At 70.3% G+C, this 16,454-nt stretch carries 18 protein-coding genes; 14 read left to right on the top strand and 4 right to left on the bottom strand.

The genetic code is table 11. The features are described 5' to 3' along the window. Positions 1 to 34 precede the first annotated feature (34 nt). Both rph and MD221_RS08415 read left to right on the top strand, forming a co-directional pair. On the top strand, positions 35 to 763 hold the full coding sequence (gene rph, locus MD221_RS08420; protein WP_242110357.1) for a ribonuclease PH: 729 nt from the start codon (positions 35 to 37) through the stop codon (positions 761 to 763). Next, positions 760 to 1,152, top strand: a complete 393-nt coding sequence (locus MD221_RS08415) for a VOC family protein (protein ID WP_242110348.1) — start codon at positions 760 to 762, stop codon at positions 1,150 to 1,152. The genes rph and MD221_RS08415 overlap by 4 nt, the downstream gene beginning before the upstream one ends. A gap of 44 nt (positions 1,153 to 1,196) precedes the next feature. On the opposite strand, the gene MD221_RS08410 is transcribed toward MD221_RS08415, so the two are convergent. Beyond that, positions 1,197 to 2,006, bottom strand: coding sequence for a crotonase/enoyl-CoA hydratase family protein (locus MD221_RS08410; RefSeq protein ID WP_242110346.1), 810 nt, complete (start codon positions 2,004 to 2,006; stop codon positions 1,197 to 1,199). Positions 2,007 to 2,072: 66 nt separating this feature from the next. On the opposite strand from MD221_RS08410, the gene rdgB reads away from it, so the two are divergent. From rdgB to MD221_RS08385, 5 genes are all read left to right on the top strand, one after another. Then, on the top strand, positions 2,073 to 2,669 hold the full coding sequence (gene rdgB, locus MD221_RS08405; RefSeq protein WP_242110336.1) for an RdgB/HAM1 family non-canonical purine NTP pyrophosphatase: 597 nt from the start codon (positions 2,073 to 2,075) through the stop codon (positions 2,667 to 2,669). 229 nt (positions 2,670 to 2,898) lie between these two features. Continuing rightward, positions 2,899 to 3,801, top strand: a complete 903-nt coding sequence (locus MD221_RS08400) for a right-handed parallel beta-helix repeat-containing protein (protein ID WP_242110312.1) — start codon at positions 2,899 to 2,901, stop codon at positions 3,799 to 3,801. 292 nt (positions 3,802 to 4,093) lie between these two features. Beyond that, on the top strand, positions 4,094 to 4,966 hold the full coding sequence (locus tag MD221_RS08395; protein WP_242110310.1) for a hypothetical protein: 873 nt from the start codon (positions 4,094 to 4,096) through the stop codon (positions 4,964 to 4,966). A gap of 14 nt (positions 4,967 to 4,980) precedes the next feature. Further along, positions 4,981 to 5,613, top strand: coding sequence for a sulfotransferase family 2 domain-containing protein (locus MD221_RS08390; protein WP_242110302.1), 633 nt, complete (start codon positions 4,981 to 4,983; stop codon positions 5,611 to 5,613). A gap of 60 nt (positions 5,614 to 5,673) precedes the next feature. Then, positions 5,674 to 6,564: a hypothetical protein gene (locus MD221_RS08385; protein WP_242110300.1), complete on the top strand. Its 891-nt coding sequence runs from the start codon at positions 5,674 to 5,676 to the stop codon at positions 6,562 to 6,564. Here MD221_RS08385 and MD221_RS08380 read toward each other — a convergent pair. Beyond that, complete coding sequence (locus MD221_RS08380; RefSeq protein ID WP_242110298.1) at positions 6,521 to 7,057, bottom strand: hypothetical protein; 537 nt, start codon at positions 7,055 to 7,057, stop codon at positions 6,521 to 6,523. The two genes, MD221_RS08385 and MD221_RS08380, sit on opposite strands and share 44 nt — an antisense overlap. Before the next feature lie 117 nt (positions 7,058 to 7,174). Between MD221_RS08380 and hemW the strand changes: the two genes are divergently transcribed. The 7 genes from hemW to MD221_RS08345 all read left to right on the top strand — a co-directional run bounded on the left by hemW (position 7,175) and on the right by MD221_RS08345 (position 14,412). Continuing rightward, a complete protein-coding gene (gene hemW, locus MD221_RS08375; RefSeq protein ID WP_242110296.1) occupies positions 7,175 to 8,326 on the top strand; it encodes a radical SAM family heme chaperone HemW in 1,152 nt (383 codons plus the stop codon). Positions 8,327 to 8,398: 72 nt separating this feature from the next. Continuing rightward, positions 8,399 to 9,745 carry a Xaa-Pro dipeptidase gene (pepQ, locus tag MD221_RS08370; protein WP_242110285.1) on the top strand — a complete coding sequence of 449 codons (1,347 nt, stop codon included), beginning with the start codon at positions 8,399 to 8,401 and terminating at the stop codon, positions 9,743 to 9,745. Between the two features lie 169 nt (positions 9,746 to 9,914). After that, positions 9,915 to 10,490: a TetR/AcrR family transcriptional regulator gene (locus tag MD221_RS08365; RefSeq protein WP_242110283.1), complete on the top strand. Its 576-nt coding sequence runs from the start codon at positions 9,915 to 9,917 to the stop codon at positions 10,488 to 10,490. 54 nt (positions 10,491 to 10,544) lie between these two features. Further along, positions 10,545 to 11,507 carry an SDR family oxidoreductase gene (locus MD221_RS08360; protein ID WP_242110281.1) on the top strand — a complete coding sequence of 321 codons (963 nt, stop codon included), beginning with the start codon at positions 10,545 to 10,547 and terminating at the stop codon, positions 11,505 to 11,507. Continuing rightward, on the top strand, positions 11,504 to 12,187 hold the full coding sequence (locus tag MD221_RS08355) for an NAD-dependent epimerase/dehydratase family protein (RefSeq protein WP_242110271.1): 684 nt from the start codon (positions 11,504 to 11,506) through the stop codon (positions 12,185 to 12,187). Before MD221_RS08360 ends, MD221_RS08355 begins: the two co-directional genes overlap by 4 nt. Continuing rightward, positions 12,180 to 13,418, top strand: a complete 1,239-nt coding sequence (locus MD221_RS08350) for an MBL fold metallo-hydrolase (protein ID WP_242110269.1) — start codon at positions 12,180 to 12,182, stop codon at positions 13,416 to 13,418. Before MD221_RS08355 ends, MD221_RS08350 begins: the two co-directional genes overlap by 8 nt. 85 nt (positions 13,419 to 13,503) lie before the next feature. Beyond that, positions 13,504 to 14,412, top strand: coding sequence for an EamA family transporter (locus tag MD221_RS08345; protein WP_242110267.1), 909 nt, complete (start codon positions 13,504 to 13,506; stop codon positions 14,410 to 14,412). On the opposite strand, the gene MD221_RS08340 is transcribed toward MD221_RS08345, so the two are convergent. Together MD221_RS08340 and MD221_RS08335 are read right to left on the bottom strand one after the other, a co-directional pair. Beyond that, entirely contained in the window at positions 14,409 to 15,734 is a 1,326-nt protein-coding gene (locus MD221_RS08340; RefSeq protein WP_242110257.1) for an aminopeptidase P N-terminal domain-containing protein, read from the bottom strand. The two genes, MD221_RS08345 and MD221_RS08340, sit on opposite strands and share 4 nt — an antisense overlap. A gap of 10 nt (positions 15,735 to 15,744) precedes the next feature. After that, positions 15,745 to 16,290 carry a UPF0149 family protein gene (locus tag MD221_RS08335; RefSeq protein WP_277928883.1) on the bottom strand — a complete coding sequence of 182 codons (546 nt, stop codon included), beginning with the start codon at positions 16,288 to 16,290 and terminating at the stop codon, positions 15,745 to 15,747. Positions 16,291 to 16,454 lie beyond the last annotated feature (164 nt).

Raw genomic sequence — 16,454 nt, 5'->3', positions numbered from 1 at the left:
CGCACGGCGTGCGTCTTCCACTAGACTTGCACCGATGAACTCCCCGACCCGTCCCAGCGGCCGCGCGCCCGACCAGTTGCGCGAGGTCCGCATCGAGCGCGCCTACACCCGCCATGCCGAAGGCTCCGTGCTGATCGCCTTCGGCGACACCCGCGTGCTGTGCACCGCCAGCGTCGAGAACCGCGTGCCGCCGTTCCTGCGCGGCAAGGGCGAGGGCTGGGTGACGGCCGAGTACGGCATGCTGCCGCGCGCCACCCATACCCGCAGCGACCGCGAGGCCGCGCGCGGCAAGCAGGGCGGCCGCACCCTGGAAATCCAGCGGCTGATCGGCCGCGCCCTGCGCGCCTGCGTCGACCGCGGCGCGCTCGGCGAGCGCACCATCACCCTGGACTGCGACGTGCTGCAGGCCGACGGCGGCACCCGCACCGCCGCGATCACCGGCGCCTACGTCGCCCTGGTCGAGGCCACGCGCTGGCTGCTGGCGCGGCGCGAGATCCAGCGCGACCCGGTCTTCGGCGCGGTGGCCGCGGTCTCGGTGGGCGTGTGCAATGGCGTGCCGGTGCTCGACCTCGACTACGCCGAGGACAGCGCCTGCGACACCGACATGAATGTCGTGATGAACGACGGCGGCGGCTTCATCGAGCTGCAGGGTACCGCCGAGGGCCACGCCTTCCGCCGCGACGAGCTCGACGCCCTGCTCTCGCTCGCCGACGGCGGCATCCGCCGGCTGCTCGAACTGCAGCGCGAAGCGCTGGCGCGGTGAACGCGCGCCTGGGCCTGGTCGCGCTGCTGGTGCGCGACTACGACGAGGCCATCGCGTTCTATACCCAGGCCCTGGGCTTCGACCTGCTCGAGGACACCGATCTCGGCCAGGGCAAGCGCTGGGTGCGCGTGGCCCCGCCGGGCGCGCGCGAAACCGCCCTGCTGCTGGCGCAGGCCTCGGACGAGGCGCAGGCGCGGCGCGTGGGCGACCAGACCGGCGGCCGCGTCGGCTTCTTCCTGCATACCGACGACTTCCGGCGCGACCACGCCGCCATGCGCGGGCACGGCGTGCGCTTCCTGGAGGCGCCGCGCGAGGAGGCGTACGGCACGGTGGCGGTGTTCGAGGATCTGTACGGCAACCGCTGGGACCTGCTGCAACTCAAGCACTAGCCTTCGGCGATCCCTCGGGCAAGCCGCGACGCGACGGCGCCGCATCAGCGATCGACGCGGCGCTCGCCGAACGCGGGCGGCGTCCCGTCCCTGTCCAGATTGCGCCGCATCGCGATGCGCTGGTTGGCGCGGCCGATCGGCATCCGCTGCCGGCGCCGCTCCATCGCCAGCGCCGCCGACAGCGGCGCCCGCCAGGCCTCCTGCAGCAGGAACTTGCCGGCGGCGACCGCGTCGGGCGAACCCGCGCCCAGCTCCCGGGCCAGTTCCAGCGCGCGCGGCAACGGATCGTCCGCGACCTCGGTCGCCAGCCCCAGGCGCAGCGCCTCGCCGGCCTCGACGATCCGCCCGCTCATCACCAGCGCCTTGGCTCGGTCGATCGGCAGCAATTCGCGGACCAGGGCAATCCCGCCCATATCGGGCACCAGACCCCAGCGCGCCTCCATGAAGGACAGGCGCGCCTGCGGCGCCAGCACGCGCAGGTCGGCGCCGAGCGCCAGCTGCAGGCCCGCGCCGAAACAGCTGCCGTGCACCGCGGCGACCACCGGGAACGGCAGGGCGCGCCAGCCCAGGCTCCATTGCTGGAACCGGTTGCGCCAGGGCAGCCACAGCGACAGCACTCCGAGCGCCGCGCCGCGGCGATCGCCGAGCACGCCCTTGAAGTCGAGGCCGGCGCAGAACGAGGGCCCCTCGCCGCACAGCACGGCCGCGCGCACGTCGCGGCGCCGGGCCAGCGCCCGCTGCACCGCGCCTATCTCGCGGATCATGGCCAGGTCCACGCCGTTGTGGCGCTCGCCGCGCGCGAGCGTCACCCGCGCCGTGCCCGCCGACACCTCCAGATGCACCCGCTCGCTCATCGCGCCTCCGCCTGCCCCGGCTCCGTCGCACGCTATCCTAGGCGATCGCCGCCACGCCCGAAGCCCATGCAACGCATCGTCCTCGCCAGCAGCAACGCCGGCAAACTGGTGGAATTGCGCGAACTGCTCGCCGATACCGGCATCGAACTGGTGGCGCAGAGCGATCTCGGCGTCGAGGACGCCGAGGAGACCGGCGGCACCTTCGTCGAGAACGCGCTGCTCAAGGCCCGCCACGCGAGCGCGGCCACCGGCCTGCCGGCGCTGGCCGACGACTCGGGCCTGTGCGTGGACGCGCTCGGCGGCGCGCCGGGCCTGTACTCGGCGCGCTACGCCGGCAGGCACGGCGACGCCGAGGCCAACATCGACAAGCTGCTGGCCGCGCTGGAGGACACGCCCGAAGAGCGACGCACCGCGCATTTCTACGCGGTGATCGTGCTGTTGCGCCACGCCGGCGACCCGCGCCCGATCGTCGCCGAAGGCGTTTGGCACGGCCGCGTGCTGCACGAGCGCCGCGGCGGCAAGGGCTTCGGCTACCAGCCGGTGTTTTTCGACACCGAATACGGCATATCGGCCGGCGAGATCGACGACGCGCTGAAGAATCGTGTCAGCCACCGCGCTCGCGCGTTGGCGGCGTTGAAGCAACGCCTAGCGGAAATCCCCTGAGAACAAGCTTCACCCCCCGTCAGTGAATTGCTCGGCAATACATGTGCAGCAGCCGCTGTTGTTTTGTCGTGATTATTATCACAGATCAAACACGCACTGATTTTTCCGACGGAAAGCGCGAACTCCCGCATGCTTTCGCCGATTTGCGTTGTGCTATGAAATCCCCGCCGGCAATAGCACCCAAGACATAACGTCTTTGCATCCGGCTTCTTTATCAGGGGTCATAGCCATGAAAAAACCAGAGCTTGCGTACTCGAAGGCGCTTGTGATTTTAGGTGTGCTCGCCGGTTTCACCTATGCACTGCCCGCCGCCGCAGAAACCATCAACTGCATCAATATCACCTCGATTCCGACCACCATTACCACCCAGGGCGTCTATTGCCTGAAGCAGAACGTCAGCGGCTCCCTCGCTTCCGGCGCTGCCATCACGGTCAACACCAACAACGTCACCATCGACTGCAACGAATACAAGGTGGGCAACCTCGCCGCCGGCCCGACCACCAACGCGGTGGGCATCAGCGCGAACACGCGTTTGAATGTCCAGGTCAGGAACTGCGGCGTGCGCGGCTTCCGGGTCGGCATCCAGCTGCTCAACGGCGACTACCGCGTCCAGGACAACCGCGTCGACCTGAACACGCAGACCGGCATCTACGTCACCGGCGACGGCTCGGCGATTCGCCGTAACGAAGTCGTCGACACCGGCGGCACCCCGATCGCCGGCACCACCCAGTTCCACGGCATCAACAGCGCAGGGGACGTGGACATCATCGACAACACGGTCAGCGGCGTGGTCGCCACGGGCGGCAGCAACGGCACGACCTACGGCATCCGCACCGAAGACATGGACTCGGGAACCATCAAGGGCAACCGCGTCCGCAACCTGGTGCCCAACGGCTCCGGCTCGCGCCGCGGCATCTGGAACCAGAACGGCAATCGCAATACCGTCGAAGGCAACACGATCGTCATGGCTTCCGGCCTGCTGGGAACGGACGCCGGCATTCGCTGCGGCGACGGCCTGATCCTCAGCGGCGGCTCGCGCGACAACATCGTGCTCGGCGCAGGCCTGATCGGGCAGCTGCTGAGCTTCGTCAACTGCACCACGATCGCGGGCGACTACGCCAACCCGCTCTGATTCCGGCGCGTTTTGCGACCGCTTCGGGACACGGACCGGCCAAGGTCGCGCGGGAAAGCCCCAGGACTTTCCCGACGCGGCCTTGGCGGGGCAACGGTTCGATCCGCCCGGCCGTGATGGCGGGCTGCACGGGATTATCTCCGCGGGTTTCCTGCAGATAATCCCAGGGTTTTCGCGCCGGGGAAGCGCGGATTCCGTTCCATATAGGCAGGGGAAAATCCGGTCGGCCGTCGCCTCGGACAATGTCCGGAGGACAGAGACGACGCCGCGCCTTACTTCTCATCGGGAGCGCATGGCATCCATCGCCATATCCTGCGTCATAGACGAGGATTTCAAATATCACCGCCAGGCGAGAAGCTTCATCGCTTCCCTTGCCGCGCTCGACCATGCCCGGGATCTGAAGAAGATCGTCCACCATACCGGCCCGCTGCAGCCGGAGTTTTCCGCCTGGCTCTCCGGCCAGGGCGTGACCACCCGGCAGGTGGCGCGCTACGGCGACGGGCCCGCGGCGTACTGCAACAAGCTGCAGCAATTCGAATCCCTGCTGCAAACCGGAGCTTCGCACCTGATCCTGTGCGATGCCGACATCGTGTTCCTGTCCTCGCCGCGCGCCCTGGTGCGGGAGGGCCACGTCCGCGCCCGCATCGTCGACGGGCCGAATCCGGACGCGGCCATGCTGCGGCGGCTGCTCGACGCGGCGGGATTCCGCGACGAGCCCTGCTCGGCTCAACCCGGTTTCCAGCCGGGCGCGCGGACCCACCGCCTGAACTGCAACGGCGGCATGTACGTCCTCGAGCGGAAGCAGCTCTCCGAACTCTCGCCGGCCTGGCGGCGCTGGTCGGCGTACTGCCTGTCGCGCCAGGACATCCTCCGCGACAAGATCCTGCACGCCGACCAGCTCGGCTTCATGCTGGCGATGCTGGAAACCGGGCTCCCGTTCGCCGAGCTGCCGTGCCACGCGAACTTCCCCACGCATTTCGATCCCGCGCGGTACGCCGACGTCCCTGAGACGTTCTCGTCCCTGCATTACCACGGCAACGTGGACGGCGACGGCCGCCTGGGATGCGTGGGAATCCCGGGCATCGACGCCGCGATCCGCAAGGCGAACGCCGCGCTGGCCGGAACGGCGGCGGCATCGGCCAACGCCCTGCTCAAAATCGCCTAGAGGACGAGCGACCGGTGCTGATCAACGACGACCTGCGGTTTCTCTTCGTGCACGTCCAGAAAACCGGCGGCACAAGCATCAGCCGTTTCCTGAAGGAAAAGGTGGCCGGCACCCGCGACTACCTGAGGCCGCACGATCCCTACCTGCTGGCCGCGCGCGATCACGGCGCCGGCCACCGCGGCTATTTCAAGGCCGCCTTCGTGCGCAACCCCTTCGACCGGCTGGTGTCCTGGTATGCCTCGATCACCTCCAAGGCCAGGCTGCTGTCGGAGGAGGAGAAACTGCAGAATCCGGACTACAACCGTGTGCAGCAGCACGTGCTGGCGCATGCACCGACCTTCGGCGATTTCGTCACCCGCTGCCAGGACGCGACGGACCGTTCCGGCTGGAAGCCTTTCCTCTACAACCAGATCGATTACCTGCTCGACGGCAACGGGGCCGAGGCGATGGACTTCGTCGGCCGCTTCGAGCACCTGCAGCGCGACTTCCGGAACCTGTGCTCCTGCCTGGGGCTGGATGGCGCCGAGCTGCCGCATCTGAACGCCTCCACGCATCGCGATTACCGCGACTACTACACGCCCTCGACCCGGCGCGTGGTGGAAGAGCGCTTCGCGAAGGATTGCCTAGCTTTCGATTATCGGTTCTGACGCATGCCCCCGGCCCCCTCGCCAGCCACGCCCCTGCGTCGGATCCTGCTGCATGTCGGATTGCCCAAGACGGCCACGTCCGCGCTGCAGCGCTGGCTGCACCGCAACGCACTGCTCCTGGCCTCGGCCGGCGCCTGCTATCCGGACGGCGCGCACCTGCGCGGCGACAAGCACCAGTTCCTGGTCGGCGAGCTGCGCCGCGGCGGCACGACGCTGGCCCGGCTGCTGCCCCGTCTCCGGCATACGACGGCGATCTTCTCGGCCGAAGGGCTGAGCAATCATTTCTACGACTTCGACCCCGCCGCGCTGCGGCGCTTTCGCCAGGACACCGCCGGCATCGACATCGAGATCCTGATGGTCACGCGCGAGCGCGAGGCCTGGCTGCGCTCCTACCACAAGCAGTGCGTGGTCAATCCCGGCAACGGCGCCAGCGATCTGTGGGGCACCGCGCTGACCGCGGCCCAGATCGCAGACCATCCGCGCATCCGCCGGCTCACCGATGCGCGGCAGCTGGGCGAGGATCTGCTGCGCGGGTTCGGCGCGCGGCGCCTGCACCGCCTGCGTTTCGAGGAGGACTGGTTCGCGGCGACCCTCGCCCTGCTCGGCCTGGATGCCGCGACCGCGCCGCCGTTGCCGCGCGCGAACGATTCCCTGCCCGACTGGGCGGTGGAAGTCCTGCGCCGCCTGAACGGCATCGCCGCGCCCGAGCGGCACAAGGACTACTGGAAATCCGCGCTCGCCGCCTTCCTCGGCTCGAACCATCTCGAACTGAACGCGGCCGCGCAGGCGGACGCCATGCCGCCGGCGCTGGCGGGGGAGGCCGACGCGATCCGCGACCTGCTCTCAGGCTGGGCGGCAGGCCCGGATCTCGATCTCGCCCTGCGATTCCTGGCGACGGCCGACGAGGCTATTGCACATCGAAGGCCTCTTCGCGAGCGGCTTGCCCGTTGATCGCCACTTCGAGCTTGTTGCGGCCGGTGGGCCAGCGCCCCGCCGTGTTCAAGCTGACCACGGTCCGCTGCGCGCCGGGCTGCTCGATGCGAACGCCGTTGTCGGCGAGCACGCTGCCGTCGGCGGCCACCCATTTGGCGTAGAGGGTATAGCCGCCGGTCCTGCCGTCGGTCTGCACCTCGGCATAGACCGTATCGCCGGGCGCGAAGCGCCCGGTGGCGCCGCCGATGAGATTCTTCGCGGGATCGCCGCTGTTGCTCAGGCGCACGTCCAGGATCCTCGCGTCCACCGGCGTGGTGTCGCGCGCGTTGTCCACCGGCGCCAGCGGCGGCGGCACCTCGGTCTGCACGGCATGCAGGTCGGGCGGCCGCGCCGACGGTGCGGCCGCGGCCTCCCCGGCCTCCGCCTCCGGCTTGGCGGCCTGCGCTGGCTGGGGCGAGGGCTGGCAGGCCGCAAGGCCGGCGATCGACAGCAAGACGACGGGCAGCTTCATGGACATCGGCCTCGGCTCCGGCGGGAGAATGCCCTCCCCGTGAGCGCACAGCTTAGCCACGGGGGATAATTCCGGCTATGCACTGGCGCACCCTGCGTTGGTGACTCCGGACGCAAGATGCTCATCCCGCCGCCGCTCTCGCTCTACGTGCACCTGCCCTGGTGCGTGCGCAAGTGCCCCTACTGCGATTTCAATTCGCACGAGGGCCGCGGCGAGCTGCCGTTCGCGGCCTACGTCGAGGCGTTGCTGGCCGACCTGGACCACGACCTGCCGCTGGTGTGGGGACGCACCATCCATAGCGTGTTCTTCGGCGGCGGCACGCCCAGCCTGTTTCCGGCCGAGGCGATCGACGCCTTCCTGCAGGGCGCCAGCGCGCGCCTGCGCTTCGCGCCGGAGCTGGAGGTGACGCTGGAGACCAACCCGGGCACCGCCGAGCACGGCCGCTTCGAGCACTACCGCGCCGCCGGCGTGAACCGCCTGAGCTTCGGCATGCAGACCTTCGACGATGCCGTGCTCAAGCGCCTGGGCCGCATCCACGACAGCCGCGAGGCGGTGGCCGCGGTGGCGCTGGCGCGCGAGGCCGGCTTCGACAATTTCAACCTCGACCTGATGTACGCCCTGCCCGGGCAGTCGATGGCCATGGCCGAGCGCGACGTCGAGCAGGCCGTGGCCCTGCAGCCGGCGCACATCTCGCACTACCAGCTGACGCTGGAGCCCAATACCGTGTTCGCGGCCAGGCCGCCGGACGGGATTCCGGACGAGGACGCGGCCTGGGACATGCAGGAGCGCTGCCAGGCGCTGCTGGCCGCCGCCGGCTACGCCCAGTACGAGGTCAGCGCCTACGCGCGCCCCGGGCGCCAGTGCGCGCACAACCTCAACTACTGGCGTTTCGGCGACTACCTGGGCATCGGCGCCGGCGCCCACGGCAAGATCACGCTGGGCGCCGAGCAGGCCATCCTGCGGCGCTGGAAACTCAAGCATCCGGCCGCCTACCTGGCCGCCGCCGGCAGCGCGCAGGCGATCGGCGGCGACGACCGCATCGAGCCCGGGCGCCGCCCCTTCGAATACATGCTCAACGCGCTGCGCCTGAACGCGGGTTTCACCCTGCCGCAGTTTCAGGCGCGCACCGGGCTCCCGCCCGCGGCCATCGAGTCCGCCCTGGCGCAGGCGCGGGCGCGGGGCTGGCTGCAGGCGCAGGGCGAACGCATCGTGCCCACCGAGCTCGGACGGCGTTTCGGCAACGACGTGATCGAGCTGTTCCTGGCCTAGTCGCGCCGCGCCGTGCGCAGGAACGCGACGATTGCGGCAAAATCGGCGTTTTCCGCCGCCGGTCCGTCGTCGATGAATCTCCAGGAACTCAGTGCCCTGTACCCCGAACACCTCGCCACCGTCAGCCAGCGCGCGGACCAGGCGCTGGCGCGCGGCGGCTTCGACCATCTGGTGGTGCCCAGCGGCACCGCGCACGTCCAGGTGTTCGACGATCGCGACTATCCCTACGCGGTCAATCCGCAGTTCAAGGCATGGGTGCCGCTCACCCGCAATCCCGGCAGCTGGCTGGTGTACACGCCCGGGGCCAGGCCCAAGCTCATCTACCTGCAGCCGCTGGACTACTGGCACGCCGTGCCCGACGCGCCCAGCGGCTGGTGGGCCGAGCATTTCGACATCGTGGTGATCCGCAAGCCGGGCGAGGCCCTGGAGCAGCTGCCCAAGAACGCCTCGCGCTGCGCGATCCTGGGCGAGCCGCAGAGCGCGCTGGGCGACTACGGCGCGTTCAAGCCGAACAATCCGCCCGCCGTGGTCGGCTATCTCGAATACCACCGCGCCTACAAGACGCCCTACGAGATCGCGATGATGCGCGAGGCCACCCGGCGCAGCGTGCGCGGCCATCGCGCGGCCGAGCGCGTGTTCCGCGCCGGCGGCTCGGAATTCGGCATCCACCTGGCCTATTGCCAGGCGGTGGGCCAGGACGCCAGCGAGCTGCCCTACGGCAACATCGTCGCGCTCAACGAGCACAGCGCGGTGCTGCACTACACCGATTTCGGCCGCCTGCCGCCGGCCCCGGTGCGCAGCTTCCTGATCGACGCCGGCGCCGACTTCGGCGGCTACGCCAGCGACATCACCCGCACCTACGCGGCCGACGCCGGCAGCGAGTTCCAGGCGCTGATCGAGGCCGTCGACAAGGCCCAGCAGGACATCGCGCAGCGCTATCGCGCCGGCCACGACTACCGGCAGGTGCACCTGTACGCGCACCTGAGCCTGGCCTGCGTGCTCAAGGATTTCGGCATCCTGAAGATCTCGCCCGAGGCGGCGGTGGAAACCGGCGTGAGCGGCAGCTTCTTCCCGCACGGCCTGGGCCACGGCATCGGCCTGCAGGTGCATGACGTCGCCGGCTTCGCGCAATCCGACCAGGGCGGCACCATCGCCAAGCCCGACGGACATCCCTACCTGCGCCTGACGCGCACCCTGGAACCGGGCATGGTGGTCACCAACGAACCCGGCCTGTACTTCATCGACCTGCTGCTCGAGGAGCTGAAGCAGGGTGCGCATGCCGGCGACGTGGACTGGAACCGCATCGACGCCTTCCGTCCCTACGGCGGCATCCGCATCGAGGACGACATCGTGGTGACCGAGGGCGACCCGATCAACCTGACGCGCCCGGCGTTCGCGGACCTCCCGCAGGACGCGTAAGCGCCCGCCGGTCTTTGCCGCCGGCGACAGGTCGCCGGGGCCTTGCGGATTCAAGCCTGCGGATTCAGGCCCACGGATTCCCGCCCGCGGCTGAACCGCGCGACGGCCATGCTTGCAATGCCCGGCCCGGCCGCTATGATTGAGTGCGTACTCAATCAATAAGCTCTCCATGGCCCGCCCCCGCAGCGAAGACAAGCGCAACGCCATCCTGGCCGCCGCGACCGAGGTGTTCGCCGGCCACGGGCTGAGCGCGCCCACGGTACGCATCGCCCGCGAGGCCAAGGTCGCCGAGGGCACCCTGTTCACCTACTTCCGCACCAAGGACGAACTGCTCAACCAGCTCTACCTCGCCCTGAAGCTGGAGATGCGCGAGACGATGATGGCCGCCTACCCGCACCGCGCCGGCATCCGCGAACGCCTGCACCATCTTTGGTGCCAGTACGTGGGCTGGGGCATGGCGCAGCCGGACAAGCGCAAGGTGATGCTGCAACTGGCCATGTCGGCGGCGATCGACGAGCGCAGCCGGGCGATCAGCACCGAGGCCTTCGCCGAGGTCGGCGCCCTGCTCCAGGAAAGCATGCGCAGCGGCCTGCTGCGCGACGGCCTTCCGGCCGAATTCGTGCCGGCGATCCTGGGCGCCCTGGCGGAAATGACCATGGACCTGATCCTGCGCGCGCCGGACCAGGCCGAGGGCCACACCCGGATCGGATTCGAGGCCTGCTGGAACGCGATCGCCAAGCCCTGAGCTTCACTGTTTTATTGAGTGCCTAGTCACTCTTTTATCAACCTCGAGACTCCCATGACTCCCCACTGGACCCTCCAAGACCTGCCTCCCCAGACCGGCCGTCGCGCCGTGATCACCGGCGCCACCGGCGGCCTGGGCTACGAGACCGCGCTCGCCCTGGCCGGTGCCGGCGCCTGCGTGCTGCTGACCGGGCGCAACGACGCCAAGGGCGAGGCGGCGCTGCAACGCATCCGCCGCATCCATCCGCGGGCGGACATCGGCTACGCCCACCTCGACCTCGGCAGCCTCGCCTCGGTCGCCGGCTTCGCCGAACGCTTCCTGCGCGAGCGCGGCGCGCTCGACCTGCTGGTCAACAACGCCGGCGTAATGACGCCGCCCACCCGGCACGAGACCGCCGACGGCTTCGAGCTGCAGTTCGGCACCAACTATCTCGGCCACTTCGCGCTCACCGCGCGCCTGTTGCCGGCATTGCGCGCGGGCCGGCTGCCGCGCGTGGTCAACCTGAGCAGCGGCGCGCACCGGCTGCGCGCCGCGATCCATTTCGACGACCTGCAGTGGCGGCGCCGCTATGCCCCCTGGCAGGCCTATGCGCAATCCAAGCTGGCGATGCTGCTGTTCTCTTTCGAACTGCAGCGCCGCAGCGACGCCGGCGGCTGGGGCCTGATGAGCAACGCCTGCCATCCGGGCTACGCGGTGACCGACCTGCAGACCTCGGGACCGCGGCTGGGCCGCGACCGGCCGCACCCGCTGGAGCATCTCTCGCGCTGGATGCAGCCGTACCTGTCGCAGTCGGCCGCGGCCGGCGCCCTGCCCACGCTCTACGCCGCCACCTCGCCCGAGGCCAGGCCGGCGGGCTACTACGGCCCGAAGGACTGCTTCGAACTCAAGGGCCCGGTCGCCGAGGCCGCGGTCGGCCGCCATGCTCGCGACGCCGCGGTGGCGGCGCGGCTGTGGGACGTGTCCGAGCCATTGGCCGCGGTGTCCTGGCCGCGCGATGCGCGCAGGAACGCGGCATGAACGTGCTGATCTTCGGCGCCACCGGCATGGTCGGCCAGGGGGTGCTGCGCGAATGCCTGCGCGCGAAGGACGTGGCCCGCGTCGTCACCGTCGGCCGCAACGCCACCGGACAGCGGCATCCGAAGCTGGAGGAGATCGTGCATGCCGACATGCATGACTACACCGCGATCGAATCGCGGCTCGGCGCCTTCGACGCCTGCTTCTTCTGCCTGGGCGTGTCCTCGGTCGGCATGAACGAGGCCGACTACACGCGCGTCACCCACGACCTCACCCTGGCCGCGGCGCAGGCGCTGGCACGGCTGAATCCGCGGATGACCTTCGTCTACGTCACCGGCGCGGGCACCGACAGCAGCGAGCAAGGCCGCAGCATGTGGGCGCGGGTGAAGGGACGCACCGAGAACGCGCTGCGGCGCCTGCCGTTCGCGGCCGTCTACCTGTTCCGCCCCGGCGCGATCCAGCCCTTGCACGGCATCCGTTCCAAGACCGCGCTCTACCAGGCGGCATACACGCTGGCGCGGCCGCTGTTCTCGGTGCTGCGCGCGCTCTTTCCCGACGCCGTGGTCACCACCGAGTCGATCGGCCTGGCCATGCTGGCGGTGGCGCGCGAGGGCGCGGCGCAACCGATCCTGGAGAGCCGCGACATCCGCCTGCTGGCCGAACGGGAGAGCTCGCGTGGCTGAATCTTCCCCGCGCCGGCGCGGCCGGCTGGCGGCCGCGCGGCGCATCGCCCGCTGGGCGTTGGCGGTGCCGGCGCTGCTGCTGGCGATCGCGCTCGGCGCGCTGCTGCTCGGCGGCAGTTCCTCCTTCGGCGGCAGCGCCGAGGGCGCGCGCCTGGCGCGCATGCAGCACTCGCCGCAATGGCACGACGGCGCCTTCGCCAATCCGCAGGGCATGTGGGGCGACATGGGCGGCGCGCTGTCGCGCATGTTCGAGACCACGCCCCACGACGTGCCCGAGGCGCCGATCGTCGCGGTCGCCGACCCCGCGCAGTACGCGCGGCCGCCGGCCACGGGGCTGCGCGTCACCTGGTTCGGCCATTCCTCCACGCTGGTGGAGATCGACGGGGTGAACGTGCTCACCGATCCGCTGTGGAGCGAGCGCACCTCGCCGCTGCAATGGGTCGGCCCCAGGCGCTGGTTCGCGCCGCCGCTGCCGCTGCGCGCCTTGCCCGGAATCGACGCGGTGGTGATCTCCCACGACCACTACGACCACCTCGACGAGGCCACGATCCGCGCCCTGCGCGATGCGTCCCGGGCGGTCTTCGTGGTGCCGCTGGGGGTGGGCGCGCACCTGGCGCGCTGGGGCGTGCCGGAATCGCGCATCGTCGAGCTCGACTGGTGGCAGCGCACGCGCGTGGGCGGCATCGAGGTGATCGCCACGCCCGCGCGCCACGCCTCCGGCCGCATGGTGCCGCAGAGCGACAAGACCCTGTGGGCCGGCTACGCGCTCGTCGGCGAGCGCCATCGCGTGTTCTATTCCGGCGACACCGGTCTGCACGAGGGACTGCGCGCCGCCGGCGAGCGGTTCGGCCCGTTCGACGTGGCCATGGTCGAGGCCGGGCAGTACGACGCCGACTGGCCGGACTGGCACATGGGTCCGGAACAGGCGGTCACCGCCAACGCGATGGTGCGCGGCCGCGCCCTGCTGCCGGTGCACTGGGGACTGGTGCGGCTGGCGCACCATGGATGGACCGAGCCGGCCGAACGCGTGCTGGCCGCCGCGGCCTGCACCGGCACGCCGGTGCTGACGCCGCGCCCCGGGCAGGCGTTCGAACCCGATACGCAGGCCGCGCAGGCGCGCTGGTGGCCGAGGGTCCCGTGGCAGGACGCGCGGGCGCGGCCGGTGGTGGCGACCCGCAACGGTGATCCGGCGCAGCGCTATCCCTCGTCCGCATGCGCAGCCTCCACGTGATCGTCGCGGCGCTCGTGCACAATGCGCGTCCGGCGCCGCCGCGCACGCGGCGGCGCCGGGCATCGTCTCCCCTGCGACCGTTCCGATGTCCCCCGCCCACCTGCTGCTCGCCCTGGCCGTCGTCGTCGTCTGGGGCACGAACTTCGTCATCATCAAGCTCGGGCTGGGCGAACTGCCGCCGCTGCTGTTCGCGGCGCTGCGCTTCTTCTTCTCCTGCGTTCCCTGGGTCTTCCTGATCCGCCGCCCGCCGGTGGCGTGGAAGCTGCTGGCGGCCAACGGCGTCTTCCTCGGCTTCGGCCTGTTCGGCCTGCTGTTCATCGCCATGCGCGCCGACATCACGCCGGGCATCGCCTCGCTGGTGGTGCAGACGCAGGCCTTCTTCACCATCGGCCTGTCGATGCTGCTGCTCTCCGAACGCCTGCGCGCCTTCCAGGCCGCGGGCCTGGCCTTGTGCGTGGCCGGACTTGGCATCCTGTTCGCGCACACCGACGCCTCGCTGACCACGCGCGGGCTGATCCTCACCCTCGCCGGCGGGCTGTCCTGGGCGATCGCCAACCTCGTCGCCAAGCGCGCCGGCAAGGTCGACATGCTCGGCTTCATGGTGTGGTCGAGCCTGTTCGCGGTGCCGCCGCTGCTGATCGCGAGCCTGGTCTTCGAAGGTCCCGAGCGCATCGCGCAGGCGCTCGTCCACGCCGACTGGCTCGGCTGGAGCGCGTCGATCTGGCAGGGCGTGGCCAACACCCTGTTCGGCTACGGCGCCTGGAACTGGCTGCTGGCGCGCTATCCGGCGGCGACGGTCTCGCCGCTGTCGCTGCTGGTGCCGGTGTTCGGCATGCTCACCGCCACCGTCGCGTTCGCCGAGCCCTTGCCGGCCTGGAAGCTGCAGGCCTGCGCGCTGCTGCTGCTCGGGCTGGCCGTGATCACCCTGTGGCCGCGCCTGCGCGCGCGGCTGCTCGAGGGCGCGCTGCCCTCGGGCGGGAGCGGCCGGGACTAGCGCGAGGCCATCAGCGCTTCGATCTCGTCGGCGCTGCGCGCCAGCTTCGCCGTCAGCACCTCGTGGCCGTCGGCGGTGATCGCCACGTCGTCCTCGGTGCGGATGCCGATGCCGCGCCATTTCGCGGGCACGCTCCTGTCGTCGGGCGAGACGTACAGGCCGGGCTCGATGGTGAACACCATGCCGGGCTCGAGCAGGCGCGATTCGCCGTCGATGCGGTAGTCGCCGACGTCGTGCACGTCCAGGCCGAGCCAGTGCCCGGTCTTGTGGCGATAGAAGCGCTTGTAGCTGCCGTCGGCGATGTTCTTCTCCAGCCTGCCCTTGAGCAGGCCCAGCTGCAGCAGGCCCTCGGTGAGCGTCTCCACGGCGGCGTTGTGTCCGGCCTCGTACGGCACGCCGGGCCGGGCCTGGGCCATGGCCGCGGCGTGAGCGGCCCCGACCAGGTCATGCAGCGCGCGCTGCGCCTTGCCGAAGCGGCCGTTGACCGGGAAGGTGCGGGTGATGTCGGACGCGTAGTTGCGGTACTCGGCGCCGGCGTCGATCAGCACCAGGTCGCCGTCGCGGGCCGTGCCGGCATTGGCGACGTAGTGCAGCACGCAGCCGTTGCCGCCGGCGCCGACGATGCTGCCGTAGGCCGGATGGGCGTCGTGAGCGCGGAACACGCGCTCCAGCTCCGCCTGCAGCTCGTATTCCCGGATGCCCGGCCGCGCCGCGCGCATCGCGGTCTCGTGGGCGAGCACGCTGATCTCGGCGGCCTTGCGCATCAGCTTGAGTTCGGCCGGCGACTTGAACAGCCGCATCTCGTCGAGCAGATGGCCCAGTTCCAGGAACTCGTGCGGCGGCTGCGCGCCCAGGCGCACCTGCGCGCGCACGCGGTTGAGCCAGCCGATCAGCTTCAGGTCGAAGTCGGTGTCGCGGCCGAAATGGTAGTAGACGCGCGAGCGCCCCTCGAGGAGGCCGGGCAGGATCTCGTCGAGATCGTCGATCGGCCAGGCATCGTCCATGCCGTAGCTCTCGACCGCGCCTTCCGGCCCCACCCGCGGCCCGTCCCAGCCCTCGCGCTCGGGATTGCGCTCGCGGCAGAACAGCAGGTGCTCGCCATGCTTGCGGCCGGGCACCAGCACCAGCACCGCCTCGGGCTCGGAGAACCCGGTCAGGTACCAGAGATCGGAATCCTGCCGGTAGGGATAGTGGGTGTCGCGGCTGCGGATGCGCTCGGGCGCGGCCGGCAGGATCAGGATGGCGTCGTCGCCGGCCATGCGCATCAGCTGCTTGCGGCGGCGCGCATAGGCCTGGAGGGAGGTGCCTGCGGTCTGGGTCATGCGACGGCGTTCAGTTGAATTGCTGGCGATGGCGCGGCCCGAGCGCGCAATCGCCGTGCAGCAGCAGCACCGCGACGCGCACGAACTCCTCGATCTCGGCCAGCGCGATCTCGTCCTCCTCGTCGCCGTCCTCCTGCGGCGAGGCCGCCGCGAGCCTGGCCAGATCCGCCAGCGCCTCGCTCGCCTCCTCCGACAGCGCCGGGTTCGCGCCCGCGGCCAGGCCGAAGGCGCCCAGGAAGCCGCGACACCACTGGAACAGGGCGCCGCTGCGCTCGGTCAGGTCGGCCTCCTCCTCCGGCAGCAGCAGTTCGAAACCGAAGCCGCGATCCTCCAGCTGCGAGGCGCTGGCCCGGCGCAGGCGGTCGAGCACGCTGCCCTCCACCACGCTCGGCGCCTCGTCGTCGGCCAGCACCGCGGCCAGCCAGCGCGCGTTGTCGGCGCCGCCGCCGGCCAGCCAGCCGCACAGCGCGCCATGCAGTTCGGAGGCGTCCATGCCGATGCGCAGGCTCAGGCAGGCCTCTTCGACCTCGGATAAGGCGGGTAGCTCGTGCGTCACGAATCGGTCTTCGATGCTGCGGGGGCGACAAAGTGTAGCAATGCCCTGTGCTGCGCCTTCAAAGAAACTTTGACAAGTGACATAAGATTGACCCCTGTCGCAGATCGGCGCACGCCCCTACACTTTGTAACGTTTACATAGGCGGCCCGGGGGCGCCAGTTGGG

It is taken from the genome of Luteimonas aquatica, assembly GCF_022662575.1.
GTDB lineage: Bacteria > Pseudomonadota > Gammaproteobacteria > Xanthomonadales > Xanthomonadaceae > Luteimonas > Luteimonas aquatica.
Note: the sequence above shows the minus strand (reverse complement) of the source record. Positions and strands in the feature narration are given on the sequence as shown.

Bases quoted from the DNA above. Each gene is read 5' to 3' on its own strand.
- rph (WP_242110357.1), top strand. From the start codon at position 35: ATGAACTCCCCGACCCGTCCCAGCGGCCGCGCGCCCGACCAGTTGCGC.
- MD221_RS08410 (WP_242110346.1), bottom strand. From the start codon at position 2,006: ATGAGCGAGCGGGTGCATCTGGAGGTGTCGGCGGGCACGGCGCGGGTG.
- rdgB (WP_242110336.1), top strand. From the start codon at position 2,073: ATGCAACGCATCGTCCTCGCCAGCAGCAACGCCGGCAAACTGGTGGAA.
- MD221_RS08400 (WP_242110312.1), top strand. From the start codon at position 2,899: ATGAAAAAACCAGAGCTTGCGTACTCGAAGGCGCTTGTGATTTTAGGT.
- MD221_RS08395 (WP_242110310.1), top strand. From the start codon at position 4,094: ATGGCATCCATCGCCATATCCTGCGTCATAGACGAGGATTTCAAATAT.
- MD221_RS08380 (WP_242110298.1), bottom strand. From the start codon at position 7,057: ATGAAGCTGCCCGTCGTCTTGCTGTCGATCGCCGGCCTTGCGGCCTGC.
- hemW (WP_242110296.1), top strand. From the start codon at position 7,175: ATGCTCATCCCGCCGCCGCTCTCGCTCTACGTGCACCTGCCCTGGTGC.
- pepQ (WP_242110285.1), top strand. From the start codon at position 8,399: ATGAATCTCCAGGAACTCAGTGCCCTGTACCCCGAACACCTCGCCACC.
- MD221_RS08365 (WP_242110283.1), top strand. From the start codon at position 9,915: ATGGCCCGCCCCCGCAGCGAAGACAAGCGCAACGCCATCCTGGCCGCC.
- MD221_RS08360 (WP_242110281.1), top strand. From the start codon at position 10,545: ATGACTCCCCACTGGACCCTCCAAGACCTGCCTCCCCAGACCGGCCGT.
- MD221_RS08355 (WP_242110271.1), top strand. From the start codon at position 11,504: ATGAACGTGCTGATCTTCGGCGCCACCGGCATGGTCGGCCAGGGGGTG.
- MD221_RS08345 (WP_242110267.1), top strand. From the start codon at position 13,504: ATGTCCCCCGCCCACCTGCTGCTCGCCCTGGCCGTCGTCGTCGTCTGG.
- MD221_RS08340 (WP_242110257.1), bottom strand. From the start codon at position 15,734: ATGACCCAGACCGCAGGCACCTCCCTCCAGGCCTATGCGCGCCGCCGC.